The organism is Fusobacterium sp., assembly GCF_030528405.1.
GTDB lineage: Bacteria > Fusobacteriota > Fusobacteriia > Fusobacteriales > Fusobacteriaceae > Fusobacterium.
The window spans coordinates 1-15793 of record NZ_JAUMYY010000020.1 but is presented as its reverse complement, the minus strand read 5'-3'; the positions used below and the strand labels follow the sequence as shown (position 1 = coordinate 15793).

The window sequence follows — 15793 nt, the reverse complement described above, 5'->3', positions numbered from 1 at the left end:
CTTTTTTATGGTTTTAGATTTTTTTTATTTTCCTCGTTTATTTGAGGAATAATATCTCTATAAAATTTACTTTCACCTATACGCATATAAGCTCTTTTTTTATTAGTATCAGAATTTTTAAAAAAAAGATTTTCATTCACAGTTTTAAATTTAGAAATTTTTTCAAACTTGTTATTAATCTTAAATTTTATAGAGAGTTTACATAAAAGTTGAGAATTAAAAACAGAGAAATTGAAGTATGAGTCAGTTAAGTTAAAATAATATTCAGATGTTTCTAGCTCAGTGAGAAAGTCTATGATATTTTTTTCTGAACCCTTAAAAGAAAAACTTATGTTCTTAATTTCTTGATTCTTTTGACTTCTTCCAAAGCTAAGGAAAGAAATATTATTTTTTAACATAGACTTATTTATAAAATCAAAAGCATCTGATATTTTTGGGAAAAAAAGTTTGTTATGTTTTTTTTCTTTCATTTCTTCTAGTATGAGTAAGTCTTTCTCAAACTCACTCTTTTTTAAAAGCAAAGAATTTTCTAATTCATGATTTTCTAAGTTTAATTTTGTAATTTTAGTAAGTTCTATATCTTTATATTCTTTCAACTCAGAGTAGATTAAAATGTTTTTAAAAATAAAAAGATAGAAGAAAAGAAAATATAAAATAACTAAAAGTAAAAATTTTAATTTTAAATTTTCATAAAAACTTAGTTTAAAAACCATCTTATCTCCTGATTTATATATTAATAAAAAAATTAAAAATTCAATTCCACTTTAAATTCAATTTCAGTTTCTCGTTCAAGAATATAATCATAGTTTTCGAGCTCTATCTTATTAGAATTTAAAATATTTTCTAGAAATAAATTTATATCCTCTATTTTCCTTCCGCTACCGACAATACTTAAAGTCTTTTTACCATCATATTCAATAGATGAAATAAAAATATTCTTAGGGACAAGATATTTTAGTTCATTTAAAAAGTCGCTTATTTTAAAGGAATTTTTAGATAGTCTATTTTTTTCTTTTTCAAATTCTAGTCTATTTTCTTCTAATTCTTTTAATTCATTTCTTAAATTTGTATTTTTTTCCTCTAAAAGAGCTGTTTGATTTTCTAAATTTTGTAATTCTTTTTCAGTCATATGAATTTTATAATATAAAAATAGACATAAAAAAAGTGATATAGTTATTAATATAGAAATAAAAAAAAGATATTTATAATTGAGAAAATAAAGGATATTTTTTCTTTGAAGTTTTTCTGGAAGAAAGTTAGGATATTTAATAAAATCAATTTCATTTACTTCAAAAAAACTATAATTTTTATTTTCCAATTCAAGTTCAGAGTACTCTAACTCAATTCCAGTAAAAACAATATCATAGTTTCTTTCTACATTGATTAAAAAAGAATTTATTATATTTGCAAATGAATTGTCAGGCTCATTTGTATCAGGAATAAATAAATTTTCAGTATGAAATAGTTTAATATCTTCAAGTTTATTAGAGCTATGTTTTGAGATTATAAGAACTTTTTTACTTATGTCAAAGATATAAAAATTTGAATTTTCTTTAAACTCCCTAGCTTTAAAAAAAGAAGGAATAATTGACAATAGCTTATAGTTATTATTGTCCATATGAATATTATTTTTTTTAAAAGCTTCTAAGTTTAAAAGATAGACTACCAATTCTTCATAGTCTTTCTCTTTTTTCAAAAATTCATACCTTAAGATAAAATCAGAAGAATTATATTGTGGAAAAACAATTTCCAAATAATCTTGGATTTTTAAAAGTCTATCCTCTTCATTTATTATATTTTCGACATTTACTTTAAAAATATGAAAATAAAAATTTTCAACACAGAGAATACTTCTATTTTCTAAAGAGAAATTTATATCTTTTATGTATATTAATGGAAATATCTTTTTAATCATTTTTCTTTATCCATATCCTTTTTAATCTTTCATTATTTAAGTTTTGAGGGTCAGTTGAGTAGGAAGTATTATAGTTAATAGTGGCGAAAATTGTATAGCTCTCGTTCTCTATTTCAATTATTTTATAAAAATGTAGATTTATATTATTTTTAAAATTTTCTTGTAATTTAGTTTTTAGTATTTTCAAGTAATTAGAGTCAATTTTATCATCAATAATTTTATAGCCAGCTATTGAAATTCTATCCATATAGGACTGTGATAAGAAAATTTTATTTTTGTTAATATCACTATCAAAATAAGCTTCTATTCTATGAATTTTATCATTAAGCATTGCTTTTTCAATGTTATTTAATTCTCTCATGATTATACGGTCTAAAAAGTCCAGCTCTTTTAAATCTTCACTATACTTAGATGAATTTTTGTAAATTGACAATTTAGAATTTATTATCAATTGACTGAGTAGTATAAAAGAAACAATTAAAGATATTATGAGAATTGTATAAGGTATAATAAAAGCTTTGTTTTTATGGAATAAATAAAATTTTTTCATAAATTTTCCTTGTTTTTAGATCTTTAATAATAACTTTTAGATTTTTATTTTTTAAAATAAATTCACCATTACAATTTTCAACAAGAGTAGAAGAGCTAAATATGCCACTTAAAATGAAAATATCATAAGCATCAAAATAACTTATATTAGCACAGTTATTGAGAAAAGAAAAACATCTATATTTAATTTCTATTTTTTTTTCAAGTTTATTATAAAAATTATATTTTATAATTAATATATTACCTTTCTCTTCAGAGGGATTAGAAAAAATTTTGGAAAAGCTAGGTAAATTTACTGTAGAATTAAAATTTAAAACTCTTATTTCAGGATTTTTGTTCCAAAGCAAGTGGTTATTTATGAGCTGTCTAAAAGAGAATATATTTTTCTCAATCTTATGTATATCATTGAAAATATAAAATGTTTTTGAAATTGGCTTAATTAAAGAAAGAAGAATAGAGCTTACTATCATAAGAATACTTATAGAAATAATTGCTTCCAGAAAACTAAGAGCTTTATTTTTATGAATATACATATTTTTATCCTTTTTAGTCTTTAAATTTTATTATTTTTGCTTTTAAATTTCTTTTTTCAGATAAAAAATTTAAAATTATAATATTTGTTTTATTAGTTGAGTAATAGAAATTTGTATTAACCACTTTAATATCTATACTTAAATTAAATTTTTTTGTTGGAAAAAATTCTAGTTGAAGTTCTTTAAAAATAGGGTTATTTTTAAGAGTAATATAACTTTCAAAGCTAAGACTATAGTTCTGTAAAAAGAATAGATTATCTTCCATTAAGTATGAATAGATAGAATCAAAGAAGTCATTATATAAAATTTCTTCATCTATTTTATTAAAGAGTATAATCTGCTTTATATTTAGTTTTAGTGTTGGTATTACTATAAGGAGAATCAGACTAAGAGAAGTTATTATTTCAATAAAACTAAAAGCTTTTTTTTTCATACCCAAAACTCCAATATTAAATTCAAATTATATAAAATAACAAAACTTATACAAATAAATGGAGAGAAAGCTATTTCTTTATTTTTTAGATTTTGTTTAGTTCTAGAGAAAAAGGTATATATGACCATAAATAAGATAAAGAAACTAGCTGTTAAAAAAGTAATCAAATAAAAAATATATATTTGTAGTAATAGATTTATTTGAGGAGTATAAAGTAAGCCTCCTAAAGCAATGATTAATTTGATGTCGCCAAATCCAATGACTTCTCTTTTTAGTAAATCAGAAATATAGCCATAAAGTAGTAAAACTGGGAGAGTATAAGTTGAAGCTCCTATAAAGAAGGTTTCAATATTATTTAAGCCTCTTATAAAAAAACAAAAAATGAGTAGAAAAAAATTTAAAATGTTAGGAATACACTTCTTATTAATATCAAAAAATATAATAAATAAAATTGAAATATACAGAAGAAAGATTAATAATCTATCCATTTGTTCCCCTTAATATCAGCTTCAAGAGTTCCAGCAAAAGGCTCTAACCAAATTGAATAGCCATCACTTGAAGTAGAGGAATGAGGATTGATAAAAGTAACTCTAACCTTTCCACCATAAACAATTTTTTTGTCATTTAGGTTTTGAGATCCCCCTATTTGAAATTCAGGATTAACAAGAATTTCTTTAGCATTATTCTCTAAGTAAGTTTCAATTTTCTTAAGCCCTTCAACAACTTTTTCTTTTGAATAAGCTGTAGTACTAGTATCAAATAAAGTTTCCGTATTTTCAAGTTGATAAAGTTGTATTGCAGCTCTAAGAGAATTTAGAGTAATAATAGCTTTTGTATCTTTTGCTTTAGCAACTTGTCCTTTTAATTTTAAGCCTATTAAGCCTGATAGAGTTGCTATAATAGCAACAGCGACAATAATTTCAATAAGAGAGAAAGCCTTGTTTTTCATAAAAACACCTCCATAAAATTAAAAAATATCAATCATAGAAAAAATTGGTATATAAATGGAAAATAATATAAATATTACAAAGAAGCCTAAAAATAATATGGAGAGTGGTTCTATGAAAGCAATATATTTTTTTAATGTGTATTCATATTCCAATTTTAATATCTTTGAAATTTCTAGAAAAGTTTCAGAGAGATAACCACTTTCTTCACCACTTTTTATAAAAGAATAAAAACGCTTATTAAAGAGATCGAGATACTTAAAGGAGCTAGCTATACTATGTCCAGAGCGGATTTCTTTTTGTGTGTTTAAAATATTCTTTTTGACTTCTAAATTATTTATATTTTCACTTATAATATCAAAGCCCTCTATTAAACTAATTCCAGAGTTTAGAAGAATAAACAGAGAGTAATATACCTCATCAGCATAATATAGTTTGATAAGATTACCAATAAAGAAAAAATTGAAAAAAAACGTATCTTTTTTTCTCCTTAGGTGAGATTTCTTATCTATATACTTAAGAAATAATGTAAGAGCAAAGAAAATAAAAATTATGACTATAGAGAAGTATAAAAAATTATTTGAAATGAATATTAATACTTTGGTCACTGTAGGAATTTGTAACTGATTTTCTTCAAAGAGACTCAAAAAATTAGGAAGAACGAATATAACTAAAAACATTAAAATAATTAGTCCCATTGTAAAAACTATAGTTGGGTAGATTAGTAAACTACTGATTTTTCTTTTATTAATTAAATTATATTCAAGATAGGTTGTTATATTGTCAAGAGCCATATTCAATGAGCCACTTAATTCTCCGATTTTTAACATATATAGAAAATGAGTGCCAAAAATTTCTTTATAGGTTTTAAAACTATCAAAAATCCCTCTTCCTCTATCTAAATCATTTTGAATTTTTTTTAATACTCTAAAAAGAGTCTTATCTTTTTCTGACAATAATAATATATTTATGGCTTGCGTAATACTTATCCCAGACCTTATTAAACTATTAAGTTGTTTTGTAAAAAGCAATATCTTTTCTTTTTTTATTTTCATAACTGCCTCAAAATTTCATCTAATGAAGTTAGACCTATTTTTGCTTTTGAAATGGCATTTTCTAATAGAGATTCTTCTATAACACTAGAGTTAAGATTATTATAATTTTTTATTAGTGAATTTTTTAAATCTTCATTAAAATATAAAATTTCAAAAATAGGTATTCTACCTATATAACCTGTATGCATACACTTTTCACATCCTTTTTCTGAATGGGTATAAAAAGAGATGTAATCCCAATTTTTTTCTTTATAATTAAGAGAATTTAATTTTTTTAGATAATTTGAGTCTATTTTTTTGCAATGGGGACAAAGCTTCCTAAGAAGCCTTTGAGAAATTATCATTACTAAAACAAGACTGAGCAAATAACTATCAATACCAAGATTAATTAATCTATTTATAGAACCTAAAGTATGGTTAGAATGTATAGTAGAAAAGACAAGATGCCCTGTTAATGAAGCTTTTACTGCAATTTCTGCTGTTTCTTTATCTCTTATTTCACCTATCATTAAAATATCGGGATCTTGTCTTAGAAGAGCTCTTAAAATAAAAGCAAAGTCAAGTCCGATATCATTTTTACATTGAGTTTGATTTATTCCTTCAATTTGATATTCAATTGGATCTTCAACAGTTGAAATATTTAAAGATTCAGAGTTTTTATATTTTAAAATACTGTAAAGTGTTGTGGATTTTCCAGAGCCAGTAGGTCCATTGATTAAAATAATTCCACTATTTTGGTTTATAGCAGTAAAAAATAATTTTTGATTTTTTTCAGAGAGATATAAGTCATCCAGAGAAAAGTTATTGTAGAATTTGTCCAGTATTCTAATAACAATTTTTTCACCATCTATAGTAGGAATGGCAGATATTCTAAAATCAATCTCTCTATTTTTATAATTTAATGAAAAACGTCCATCTTGTGGTCTTCTCTTTTCAATAATATCTAAAGAAGAAAGAATTTTTAACTTTGAAATTATGGAAAAAGAAAAATTTTTATCAATTTTTATAATTTCTTTTAAAAGACCATTTATTCTAAAACGAACCTTTAGGTAGTTGTTTAAGTTTTCAAAGTGAATATCACTGGCTCCACAGTCTATAGCTTTCATCAATAAGAAAAATATACCTTTATTTGTATTAGATTTTTCCTTTTCAAAAAGATTTTCTAAATTATTTTTGGAGATATCTACAAAGGAAGAATCAATCTCTTCATATATTTTAAAAAAATCTTCAAATTTTTCTTTAAAAAAATTGTTCATAAAGACCACCTTATTTAAGAATAAGATAATTTATTTAAAAGAGGTATTTAAATTTCATCATAAAAAATAAAAGAATTTTTAGAAAGAGAAAAAATTGTATAGTAGGTTTTTATATTTTTATTTGAAATTACTTGTATTTCAATAATATTTTTTATATCAGTAGTAGAAATAGAAAAAGAAAAAATTAAAAAAAGTAGCAAAAAAATTAAGAACTTTTTCATTCTTTCCTCCAATCTCGATAGAAGGCATCTCTGTCTTCATTTGTAGAATTGTGATAGCTAAAAATTTCGGAGATTTTTATTTGAGTTTTTCCTATATGTTTGTAGTTATTTATCTTCAAAAATTTGCTCCTATCAAATCCATACAAAGCTATTTTATAGCGAGCATTTTTTTTAATATCAAAAATATATATAGAAAATGATTGTGAAATATTTCCATTTTTAGTAAAATTTAAATTTAAAATGTAAGAATTGGAATTGAGTGTAGAGTAGTAAATGAGACTTTTTGGTAAAGAAAATTCTTTTTCATTTTTTAAGAAACTATCAATTATAAAAATTTTTTTTGAAATAAGATTAAATTGTAGTTTTTTCTCTCTGTGTGAATTTAAAGAACTGATTGAAGAATAGAGAAAAGCTTCATTAATTTTAAGTTTTGCTTCAATTATACTTTTATTTTCTTTAAATCTTTGAAATTGTATAAAAGCGAAATTTAAAAATATAGATAAAATAAGTACTAGAAAGATAGTTTCAAAAAATGTAAAAGCTTGAGTTTTATTGTTATATTTAAAAATAAAAATCACCTTTTTTATTTAAAGTATAGTTTTAAATGATGTATATGTCAAGAAAAAAATAATATTTTTAAAAACATTTTGTTTTGTATACTGCATTCAATTTTTATATTGACAAGAGAGGATATTTTGAGTACTATATCTTTAATCATTAAAATAATGGAGGTATAAATGAAGAAAGGATTTTTAGTTAAACTTTTGACTTTAGCAATAGGTGTAATGTTTTCTTTAACAGCTTTTACTGATACTTTTGAAGGAATAGGTAAAGGTTATGGTGGTGATATTGTTGTTGAAGCAGAAATTTCTAACAATAAATTAACAGCTATAAAAGTAAAGCAAGATTCTGAATCAGATTTTGCAAAAGTTGCAATACAACAAATAATAGAAAAAGTTATTGCAACACAAAATGTTAATGTTGATGATGTAGCTGGAGCAACAGCAACAAGTAAGGGAATAAAAAGAGCTATTTCTAATGCTGTTAAAAAAAGTGGGGCTACTTTAACTAAAGTAGAACAAGCAGCAGCAAAGGTTTTATCTAATGAGACAGATGTAGTTGTAATTGGTGGAGGTGGGGCAGGAATAACTGCCGCCATCGCTGCTCATGAAAAAGGAGCTAAAGTTATCCTTTTAGAAAAAACTGCATTATTAGGTGGGAATACTAACTATGCAACAGCAGGAATAAATGCTGCTGGAACAAAAATACAAAAAAAATTGGGAGTAGAAGATAATGCTCAACTTTTTATAGATGATACTTTAAAAGGTGGAAAAGGAATAAACAATAAGGAATTAGTAAAAGTTCTAGCTGAGGATTCAAATGATATAATTGATTGGTTGGTAGAAAGGGGAGTAGATATTACAGAAATAACTTCAACAGGTGGCCAAAGTGTTAAGAGAACTCATAGACCAACAGGAGGTTCTGCAATTGGACCTGCAGTTATTGGAGGACTTTCTAAAGTTCTAGATAATGAAAAAATAGATGTCAGAATTTCTGATAAGGCTATTGAAATTATAAAAAAAGATAATAAGGTAGTTGGGGTAAAAGTAAGCGGGAAAGATGGAGAATATATAATAACAGCTAAGGCAGTTATTGTTGCGACAGGAGGTTTTGGAGCAAACTCTGAAATGGTAGCTAAATATAATCCAGCATTAAAAGGTTTCGGAACTACTAATAATCCGGCTATAGTTGGTGAGGGAATCCAAATGGTAGAAAAAGTTGGTGGAGATTTAGTGGATATGAAAGAAATTCAAACCCATCCGACTGTACTTCATAAAAAGACTAATATGATAACTGAAGCTGTTAGAGGTGAAGGAGCAATTCTTGTTAATAGAGATGCTAAAAGATTTATAAATGAATTGGAAACAAGAGATGTTGTTTCTAAAGCTGTTTTGGAACAGAAAGGTAACTCAGCATTTATTTTATTCAATCAAGAAATTAGAGAAAAGTTAAAAGCTGCTGATGGATATGTAAAGAAGGGTTATGCAGTTGAAGGAACTCTTGCTGAAATAGCAAAGAAAATTGGAATAAATGAAACTGAACTTGCTAAAACTATCGATAATTACAATGGGCTTGTAAGAGCAAAAGAAGATAAGGATTTTGGAAAAAAACAACTTCCAAGAGAACTATTGGGAGAAAAATTTTATGCTATTGAAATTTCTCCAGCGGTTCACCATACAATGGGAGGGGTTCGTATAAATACAAATGCTGAAGTCTTAGCTAAAAATGGGAAAGCAATAAAAGGACTTTACGCAGCTGGGGAAGTTACTGGAGGAGTACACGGTGCGAATAGAATAGGTGGAAATGCAGTAACAGATATAACTGTTTATGGAAAGATTGCAGGGGAAAATGCTGCTACTTATTCAAAATCTATTAAATAAAATTCTATTATTTTGTAATAGAAAAAATTAAATATAAGGGTTGTTGCATTTTAAAGATTTTATTAGTTTTGTAGTTATGACTTTATAATAATTTTTAATATTTTTATCAGAGCTATGCTTTTTAAAATATTGAAGTTTTATATTTAGCTTACTAAGCAAAACTTAAAAAATTTAATTTGTGACAGCCTTTTTTAATTTTAATATAAAAAACATTGATATTGTAAGCTGAATAAAAGAATTTTCAAATGAAAGTGATATATAAAAGTAATTGAGGAATATACATTAGAGTGTTGTAGTATTAAAACAGATGGCTGTAAAATTACAGGTAGTTTTGAATAGAATAGTAAGATATATGATTGTATTTTTAATAAAAATTTTTAAAAATATAAGAAGCAAGTATAAAGGAGCTATAATATGAATTTTTTTAAGGTTTTCTTATTAATTTGGATTATAGGTATATTTCACTCTATATACAAGGTTTTAACGAAGAAAGGAGTAATTAAAGAAATGAAAGTAAGTGATAGTAAAGTAACTAAATTAATTGCTTTAGTTGTTATTTGTATTATTTTTGCTGGACTTGTATTGAGTAACTGCTATTCAGTAAGTACAGGAGAAGTAGCAATTATTTCTACTTGGGGGAAGTTAACAAGAATCGATACTGAAGGTCTTAATTTTAAAATTCCTTTCATGCAATCCAAAACCTTTATGGAAATAAGAGAAAAAACTTATGTTTTTGGAAAAACGGATGAAATGGATACTACCTTAGAGGTTAGTACTAAAGATATACAAAGTATAAAAATTGATTTAACTGTTCAGGCAAATATAACAGACCCCGAAAAATTGTATAGAGCTTTTAACAATAAGCACGAGCATAGATTTGTAAGACCTCGTGTAAAGGAAGTGGTTCAAGCTACTATAGCAAGATACACAATTGAAGAATTTATTTCTAAAAGAGCGGAAATAAGTAGAATAATAAATGCAGATATAGCCGATGATTTAGCAGAATATGGAATGAATGTAAATAATGTTTCTATTGTTAATCATGATTTTAGTGATGAATATGAGATAGCAATTGAACAAAAGAAAGTTGCAGAGCAGGCAGTTGAAAGAGCTAGAGCAGAACAAGAAAAATTATCTGTTGAAGCAGAAAATAGAGTCAGATTAGCGGAATATGCTTTGAAAGAGAAGGAGTTACAAGCTAGAGCAAATGCAATAGAAAGTAATTCCTTGACTCCACAGCTTCTTAAGAAAATGGCAATTGAAAAATGGGATGGAACTTTACCTAAAGTTCAGGGGAATAGCACTAATTTAATTAGTATAGATTAAGAGATATTATTCTAAAGTAAAATTATATTAACTTTTTTATTTAGATTAGTTTAAATAAAAAGCCAGGACTAACTCCTGGTTTTTTATTTTTTTAATCTTTAAATGACAGTAATTTGTCTGTAATTTTTATGAAAACTTATAAAAACTTATGAGAATTAAAAACTCTCTAAACCTTTATTTTTAGAGAGTTATGAAAACTTATGTGATTTTAAAATTAATATTGGTGGAAGTGATTTAAATCCTTATGTAACAAAAACTTTAGATAGAATCTCTTTGTACAATAAAAAATTTTGAAAAATAAATCCTGAAAAGGATTTTTTTGTTTTATAAAATAAAAAAAATCTATATTTCAAGGACTCTAGAGAGATAAAAACTCTGGGGAGTGTTAACTCTGGAGAATCAATTAAAATATAGACAAAACATATTTTCATCTATATTTTATATCAATTCTCCGAGAAAATCAAGTATTTTTTTTGAAATTTTTAAGGAGGATTTTTTTATGAAATTAGATTCAAAGAATTTAGTATTGAACTTATTGGGGCAAGATGCAAATTTACAAATTAATAAAAAGTTGTTGCTTACCCTAGGGTTAGAGTTAGGCATATTTACTTCCTATTTAATAGACCAATATAAATATTTTAATGGAAACAATGCTTTAAGAGAAGATGATAGTTTTTATGCAACTAATTTTGACATTCAACTTTACACAACTATGAATGAATATCAAATAAAGAAATGTAAAAAACAAGGACAGGAATTAGGAATATTCAAAGTAAATATGGAAGGAATCCCATTAAAAACATACTATTATTTAGATTTTCAAAAAATTTTAGAAATAATTGCTACAGAAAAAAGTAATTTTGAGTTAGCATATGAAAATATTTTTATAGAAGAAAATGCTAAAGAAATAAATTCTGAAATTGATATAGAAAATCTAAAAAAACTAACTTATCAGGAATTAAGATTTTATTGTAAAAATAATAACATTAAATATTCCGGGAATGCTACAAAGAAAATAGATTTAATAAATTTAATTATAAAAGAAAAAGTACCTAATCTCGCGAACACTGATTTTATCACAGTGAGTTGTATACCACCCACTAGTGAGTGCACTATTCACTCACTGACAAAAAATGAGGAGTTGGATAAGTCCAGTGAGTCGATAGACTACTCACTAGTGAGTAGAAATCCTGCCCCAATACCAAGAACAAATAAACCAAGAATAAATACATGTCATGCTCGTGATCATGAAATTGAAAATTTATTTCACGAATTAGATATAAATTATACAGACTCTAATGTGGAATCTGTTCATAATATTTTAAAACTTCTAAATGAAGATAAGGAGCTTTTAAAAGAATACATTACAACTTTTTATAATCAAACAATAAAAAATTCTTTTAATATTCAAAATAAAAGTGCTTTCTTTAGTGCAAAATTAAAAACACCTGATGAAATACTTATAAGAAAAATACTATCTAAGAAGAATTTAAAATTGGAGGAAGAAAAGAAGAAAATTGAAAAATTAAAAGAAATTGAATTAATTGAGGAAAAAAAGAAAAAAGAGGAAGAGCAAAGAATTGAAGCTGATTTAATAATAAAAAAACTTAATGAATTAAGCCCTGAAAAACAAGAAAAAATTTTAAATACAGCAGAGAAAAAACTGGTAAAGAAAATTCCTGATTTTGCTGTATCATTAAATATTTTTAAAGAAAATTCTAAAATCACATATTACAGAATGTTAGCTAAAAATATAAAAGAAGTTTTTTATGAGGAGGGGATTGCCTTATGAAATTTTCTCTTTATGTAGGAAGTAAAAAATATTCACTATCTTCTGAAGATGAAATTTTAAAAATGTATCCAGAAGAATTTAATTGTGATTATAAAATTTTAGCTGGTTCTAAAAATATTTTAGAAGATATTCAGTTAGCATATAAAAAATTATTTCAAGATTCAATAAATAAATATAACCAAAGCTCTAAAAAAGAAATAAAAGACTATTATTGTAAAGTTAATGAAAGTAAAAAACTTTCTCTTGCAACTGGCATTCTTATAAAAATATCTACTCTTAATTATGAACTGTTAAAAAATAAAGCTGAAATAATTACTTTATTTCAAAACCAAGTGAAAGAATTAAAAAAACTACTAGTAAATCTTTACATAATTTCAGCTATTTTATATTTTGATGAAGACTATAGAACTTTTAAATTAAGAATCATAGGTGTTCCTTATGTGAAAGATATTGAAAATAAATTAGAAATCAGGGTAGTAAAATCAGCAATATTTAAAAGAGATACTATTGATAAAATAAGACTAAAATTGCAAATGCAAGCAAAATCTGATTACTTAAAGTTTTTTATAAAAGAGCTTTCTCAAAAAGAATTATTCAAAGGAAAAGAAGTTAAAGTTAGAAGAATTAAGAAGCAGAAAATAGAGATAGAGCAATTAACCTTATTTCAATTAAATTAGTGTATAAAAAGGAGAACAATAATGACAAATTTTATTATGAGTTTTATAGGAGCACTATTAGGCTCAAGTATAACTATTATTTTATTTGGCTATTATATTTTTAAAACAGATTTTTCTAATGAAACTAATGAGAAATTACAAAAAAGTCCTTTTTCAAAAAAGGAAAAGCTAGATGAAGATGAATTTGGAAGAAATAAATTTATTAATTGAAATGGTACTCTAACTGAATGAATATCGTGTTTTTAAGGAAGGTGAAAAAATGGCTAAAGAAGATTTTTATTTTAAAGATGAAATTTCTAAATATATATTTTATTTAGTTGAACTTGAAGGAAAAAAGCAACTTGATTTTCTAGGAATAACATACGAACATTACTGTGATAAAGAAATTGCAGAAAAATGGCATAAGGAAATGGTAAAGCTTATTCATCCTGACATATGTAAGCACCCCAAAGCAACTGAAGCTATGCAAACTTTGGAAAAGTTATATAAAGGGATGAAATAAAAAGAAGATGAAATATTAATTAAAATCAAATTAAAAACTAAAACTAAGGGACACATGTGTCTTATAGTTGGGGGTAAAAATGGAAGAATTAGTTACTAATAAACAAAAGGCAATAATATTTGTCTATTCGTTAATAATACTTGTATCATTTTTAGCTGGAATAGTAATTATAATATATTCTTCTTTTTTAGATTATAAATATTATAAAAAGTATTCTAAAGAAAGAGAAAAAATGAATTTAAAAACTAATATAATTAAGTTATTAAAAATATCTTTAGTAGTGTTTTTAATTATATATTCTGTACTTATTACAATTTTATGGTATGGAAATAATAAAATGATGGCAAATTTATTAGAAAGTGAGAAAATTTCAATAGAAGATTTAAAAATATAAGAGAGGTATAAGAATGAATAAAGCTTTTGCACATAAAGAAAAATGTGGATGTGAATACTGTAATTCAGGTAAAAAAATACAATTTGCTTTAGTTAAAATTAAAGAGAAGTTAAATTTTATTTCAGTATATGAGATAGATGCATTAAATTCAGATAAATTAACATATAAAACAAAAGATATTAAAGAAATATCAAAAGCAGAAAAAAATAAAAATTTTTTAGCATTCTATGGGGGAATTATTTACTATTCTCCTGATAACATTCAAGTTCAAGAGGAAATTATGGAAGAAGTTAAAAATTCTAAAGATCATATTTTTCTTTATTATGATGGATTAGATTGTAAATATTTAGGAGTTGTTGATATAGAATTATTCCCTGAAGAAATGAAAAAAACAAAATCCACTATAAAATTAATACCTTGCATAACAAAAGTTATATTAACTGAAAGTGCAAAAAAGATTTTAAAAAATCAAAGATATTTAATATCTTCTCTTAATAGAGTATATACGGATAGGGAAACAAATGAAGAAACAGTAAATGTTTTAGCAGATAATGTTATTTATCATAGAAAATTTGGACTAGTTATAACTTCAGAGGAAGCAAAGAAAAAGGAAGAAAATTTAGCTTATATGGCTGATAAAGATAAATTAAAAGAGATTTATAACTTATTAGGAATGTAAAGAGAAAAAATCAAAGATATATCAATTAAGTTTAAGGAGTGATTAAGATGTTAATTAAAATTAAATCAAAAAATAAAACAGGGATGAATATTCTGTATTTTGAATGCGTTTATTGTAAAGTCAATTATAGTAAATCAACAAAAGAAATATCATCTATTGATATTAAAAGAGAAAATGGAGCAGAAAAAGAAAATATTACTATGCTAGATAAAGAATTATATATAAATGCAGAAAAAATAAAGTAAAAGAAAAATCAGGAGGTATAAAAATGCAATTAATAATAGCAGAAAAGGAAGATGTTGCTAATGAAATAGCAAGAGCATTACCAGGAGAAAAAATTTATGAAAAAAATCATATTATTTGTATGGATAATAACTATATTATTTGCTGGGCTTCAGGTCATTTATTAAGGCATAAAACTCCCGATGAAATAGACGAAAAATATAAGAGCTGGAGATTAGAAGACCTACCAATCTATTTTGATAATTGGGAAAAAACAGAAATTGAAAGCAATAAAAAATATCTTTTATATACAATTTTAAAACTTTTAAAAGATGAAAGAGTAGATACAGTTATCAATGCTGGAGACGCAGACCAGGAAGGACAGTATCTAATTGATGAAATCCTTGAATATGGAAATAATAAAAAACCTGTAAGAAGATTATTTATAAATGATGGAAGTGTAGAAGCAGTTAAAAAGGCTTTAAATAAAATAGAAAACAATGATAGCTATGTTAATTTAGGCAAAGCTGCTTATGCTAGAAGTATTGCAGATATGATAGTTGGTTTTAATTTAAGTAGATTCTATTCAATTACAAATAATATTAAAGGTTTAAGTATAGGAAGAGTTCAAACTCCTACTCTTGCTTTAGTTGTAAACAGAGATGAGGAAATAAAAAATCATATAAAAGAAAAATATTATGAGCTTTATTTAAAAAAAGAAATCTCAAATTGTGAATTAAAATTAAAAAATTCAATAAAAGAAAAAATAATGGATAGAGATGAATATTCATGGACTCAAAGTATAAAAAATAGAAACGGGAGATGACTATAAATGAAAAGGATTAATAATA

Annotated in this window: 20 protein-coding genes; 10 read left to right on the top strand and 10 right to left on the bottom strand. The window is 24.6% G+C overall.

Annotated features, from left to right (window positions below):
- Positions 1-5: 5 nt before the first annotated feature.
- From Q4A58_RS04750 to Q4A58_RS04705, 10 genes are read right to left on the bottom strand one after another with little or no spacing between them, the layout of a single operon-like run.
- Positions 6-713 carry a hypothetical protein gene (locus Q4A58_RS04750; RefSeq protein WP_303116959.1) on the bottom strand — a complete coding sequence of 236 codons (708 nt, stop codon included), beginning with the start codon at positions 711-713 and terminating at the stop codon, positions 6-8.
- A gap of 32 nt (positions 714-745) precedes the next feature.
- Complete coding sequence (locus Q4A58_RS04745) at positions 746-1915, bottom strand: PilN domain-containing protein (RefSeq protein ID WP_303116957.1); 1170 nt, start codon at positions 1913-1915, stop codon at positions 746-748.
- Complete coding sequence (locus Q4A58_RS04740) at positions 1908-2465, bottom strand: hypothetical protein (RefSeq protein ID WP_303116955.1); 558 nt, start codon at positions 2463-2465, stop codon at positions 1908-1910. The genes Q4A58_RS04745 and Q4A58_RS04740 overlap by 8 nt, the downstream gene beginning before the upstream one ends.
- The gene (locus Q4A58_RS04735) at positions 2440-2997 is read right to left on the bottom strand and encodes a type II secretion system protein (protein ID WP_303116953.1); all 558 of its coding nucleotides are present in this window, start codon (positions 2995-2997) and stop codon (positions 2440-2442) included. The genes Q4A58_RS04740 and Q4A58_RS04735 overlap by 26 nt, the downstream gene beginning before the upstream one ends.
- A gap of 13 nt (positions 2998-3010) precedes the next feature.
- Positions 3011-3430: a hypothetical protein gene (locus tag Q4A58_RS04730; protein ID WP_303116952.1), complete on the bottom strand. Its 420-nt coding sequence runs from the start codon at positions 3428-3430 to the stop codon at positions 3011-3013.
- Complete coding sequence (locus tag Q4A58_RS04725; RefSeq protein ID WP_303116949.1) at positions 3427-3918, bottom strand: prepilin peptidase; 492 nt, start codon at positions 3916-3918, stop codon at positions 3427-3429. Before Q4A58_RS04725 ends, Q4A58_RS04730 begins: the two co-directional genes overlap by 4 nt.
- Positions 3903-4379 (bottom strand): prepilin-type N-terminal cleavage/methylation domain-containing protein, encoded by a 477-nt coding sequence (locus Q4A58_RS04720; RefSeq protein ID WP_303116947.1) that lies wholly within the window; start codon positions 4377-4379, stop codon positions 3903-3905. The genes Q4A58_RS04725 and Q4A58_RS04720 overlap by 16 nt, the downstream gene beginning before the upstream one ends.
- A gap of 18 nt (positions 4380-4397) precedes the next feature.
- The gene (locus Q4A58_RS04715; protein ID WP_303116944.1) at positions 4398-5432 is read right to left on the bottom strand and encodes a type II secretion system F family protein; all 1035 of its coding nucleotides are present in this window, start codon (positions 5430-5432) and stop codon (positions 4398-4400) included.
- Positions 5429-6688, bottom strand: coding sequence for a GspE/PulE family protein (locus Q4A58_RS04710; protein WP_303116941.1), 1260 nt, complete (start codon positions 6686-6688; stop codon positions 5429-5431). The genes Q4A58_RS04715 and Q4A58_RS04710 overlap by 4 nt, the downstream gene beginning before the upstream one ends.
- Positions 6689-6735: 47 nt before the next feature.
- Positions 6736-6909: a hypothetical protein gene (locus tag Q4A58_RS04705; RefSeq protein WP_303116940.1), complete on the bottom strand. Its 174-nt coding sequence runs from the start codon at positions 6907-6909 to the stop codon at positions 6736-6738.
- A gap of 737 nt (positions 6910-7646) precedes the next feature.
- Here Q4A58_RS04705 and Q4A58_RS04700 point away from each other — a divergent pair.
- From Q4A58_RS04700 to Q4A58_RS04655, 10 genes are all read left to right on the top strand, one after another.
- Positions 7647-9350, top strand: a complete 1704-nt coding sequence (locus tag Q4A58_RS04700) for a flavocytochrome c (protein WP_303116938.1) — start codon at positions 7647-7649, stop codon at positions 9348-9350.
- Positions 9351-9857: 507 nt separating this feature from the next.
- The gene (locus Q4A58_RS04695; RefSeq protein ID WP_303116996.1) at positions 9858-10676 is read left to right on the top strand and encodes a prohibitin family protein; all 819 of its coding nucleotides are present in this window, start codon (positions 9858-9860) and stop codon (positions 10674-10676) included.
- A gap of 499 nt (positions 10677-11175) precedes the next feature.
- Positions 11176-12468: a hypothetical protein gene (locus Q4A58_RS04690; protein ID WP_303116936.1), complete on the top strand. Its 1293-nt coding sequence runs from the start codon at positions 11176-11178 to the stop codon at positions 12466-12468.
- The gene (locus Q4A58_RS04685) at positions 12465-13145 is read left to right on the top strand and encodes a hypothetical protein (RefSeq protein WP_303116934.1); all 681 of its coding nucleotides are present in this window, start codon (positions 12465-12467) and stop codon (positions 13143-13145) included. Before Q4A58_RS04690 ends, Q4A58_RS04685 begins: the two co-directional genes overlap by 4 nt.
- Before the next feature lie 21 nt (positions 13146-13166).
- Positions 13167-13355, top strand: a complete 189-nt coding sequence (locus Q4A58_RS04680; protein WP_303116932.1) for a hypothetical protein — start codon at positions 13167-13169, stop codon at positions 13353-13355.
- A 49-nt stretch (positions 13356-13404) separates the two neighbouring features.
- On the top strand, positions 13405-13647 hold the full coding sequence (locus tag Q4A58_RS04675) for a hypothetical protein (protein WP_303116930.1): 243 nt from the start codon (positions 13405-13407) through the stop codon (positions 13645-13647).
- 79 nt (positions 13648-13726) lie between these two features.
- Complete coding sequence (locus Q4A58_RS04670) at positions 13727-14041, top strand: hypothetical protein (protein ID WP_303116927.1); 315 nt, start codon at positions 13727-13729, stop codon at positions 14039-14041.
- A gap of 13 nt (positions 14042-14054) precedes the next feature.
- Positions 14055-14720: a hypothetical protein gene (locus Q4A58_RS04665; protein ID WP_303116925.1), complete on the top strand. Its 666-nt coding sequence runs from the start codon at positions 14055-14057 to the stop codon at positions 14718-14720.
- A 47-nt stretch (positions 14721-14767) separates the two neighbouring features.
- Positions 14768-14965 carry a hypothetical protein gene (locus Q4A58_RS04660; protein WP_303116922.1) on the top strand — a complete coding sequence of 66 codons (198 nt, stop codon included), beginning with the start codon at positions 14768-14770 and terminating at the stop codon, positions 14963-14965.
- A gap of 23 nt (positions 14966-14988) precedes the next feature.
- A complete protein-coding gene (locus Q4A58_RS04655; protein ID WP_303116920.1) occupies positions 14989-15768 on the top strand; it encodes a DNA topoisomerase in 780 nt (259 codons plus the stop codon).
- Positions 15769-15793 lie beyond the last annotated feature (25 nt).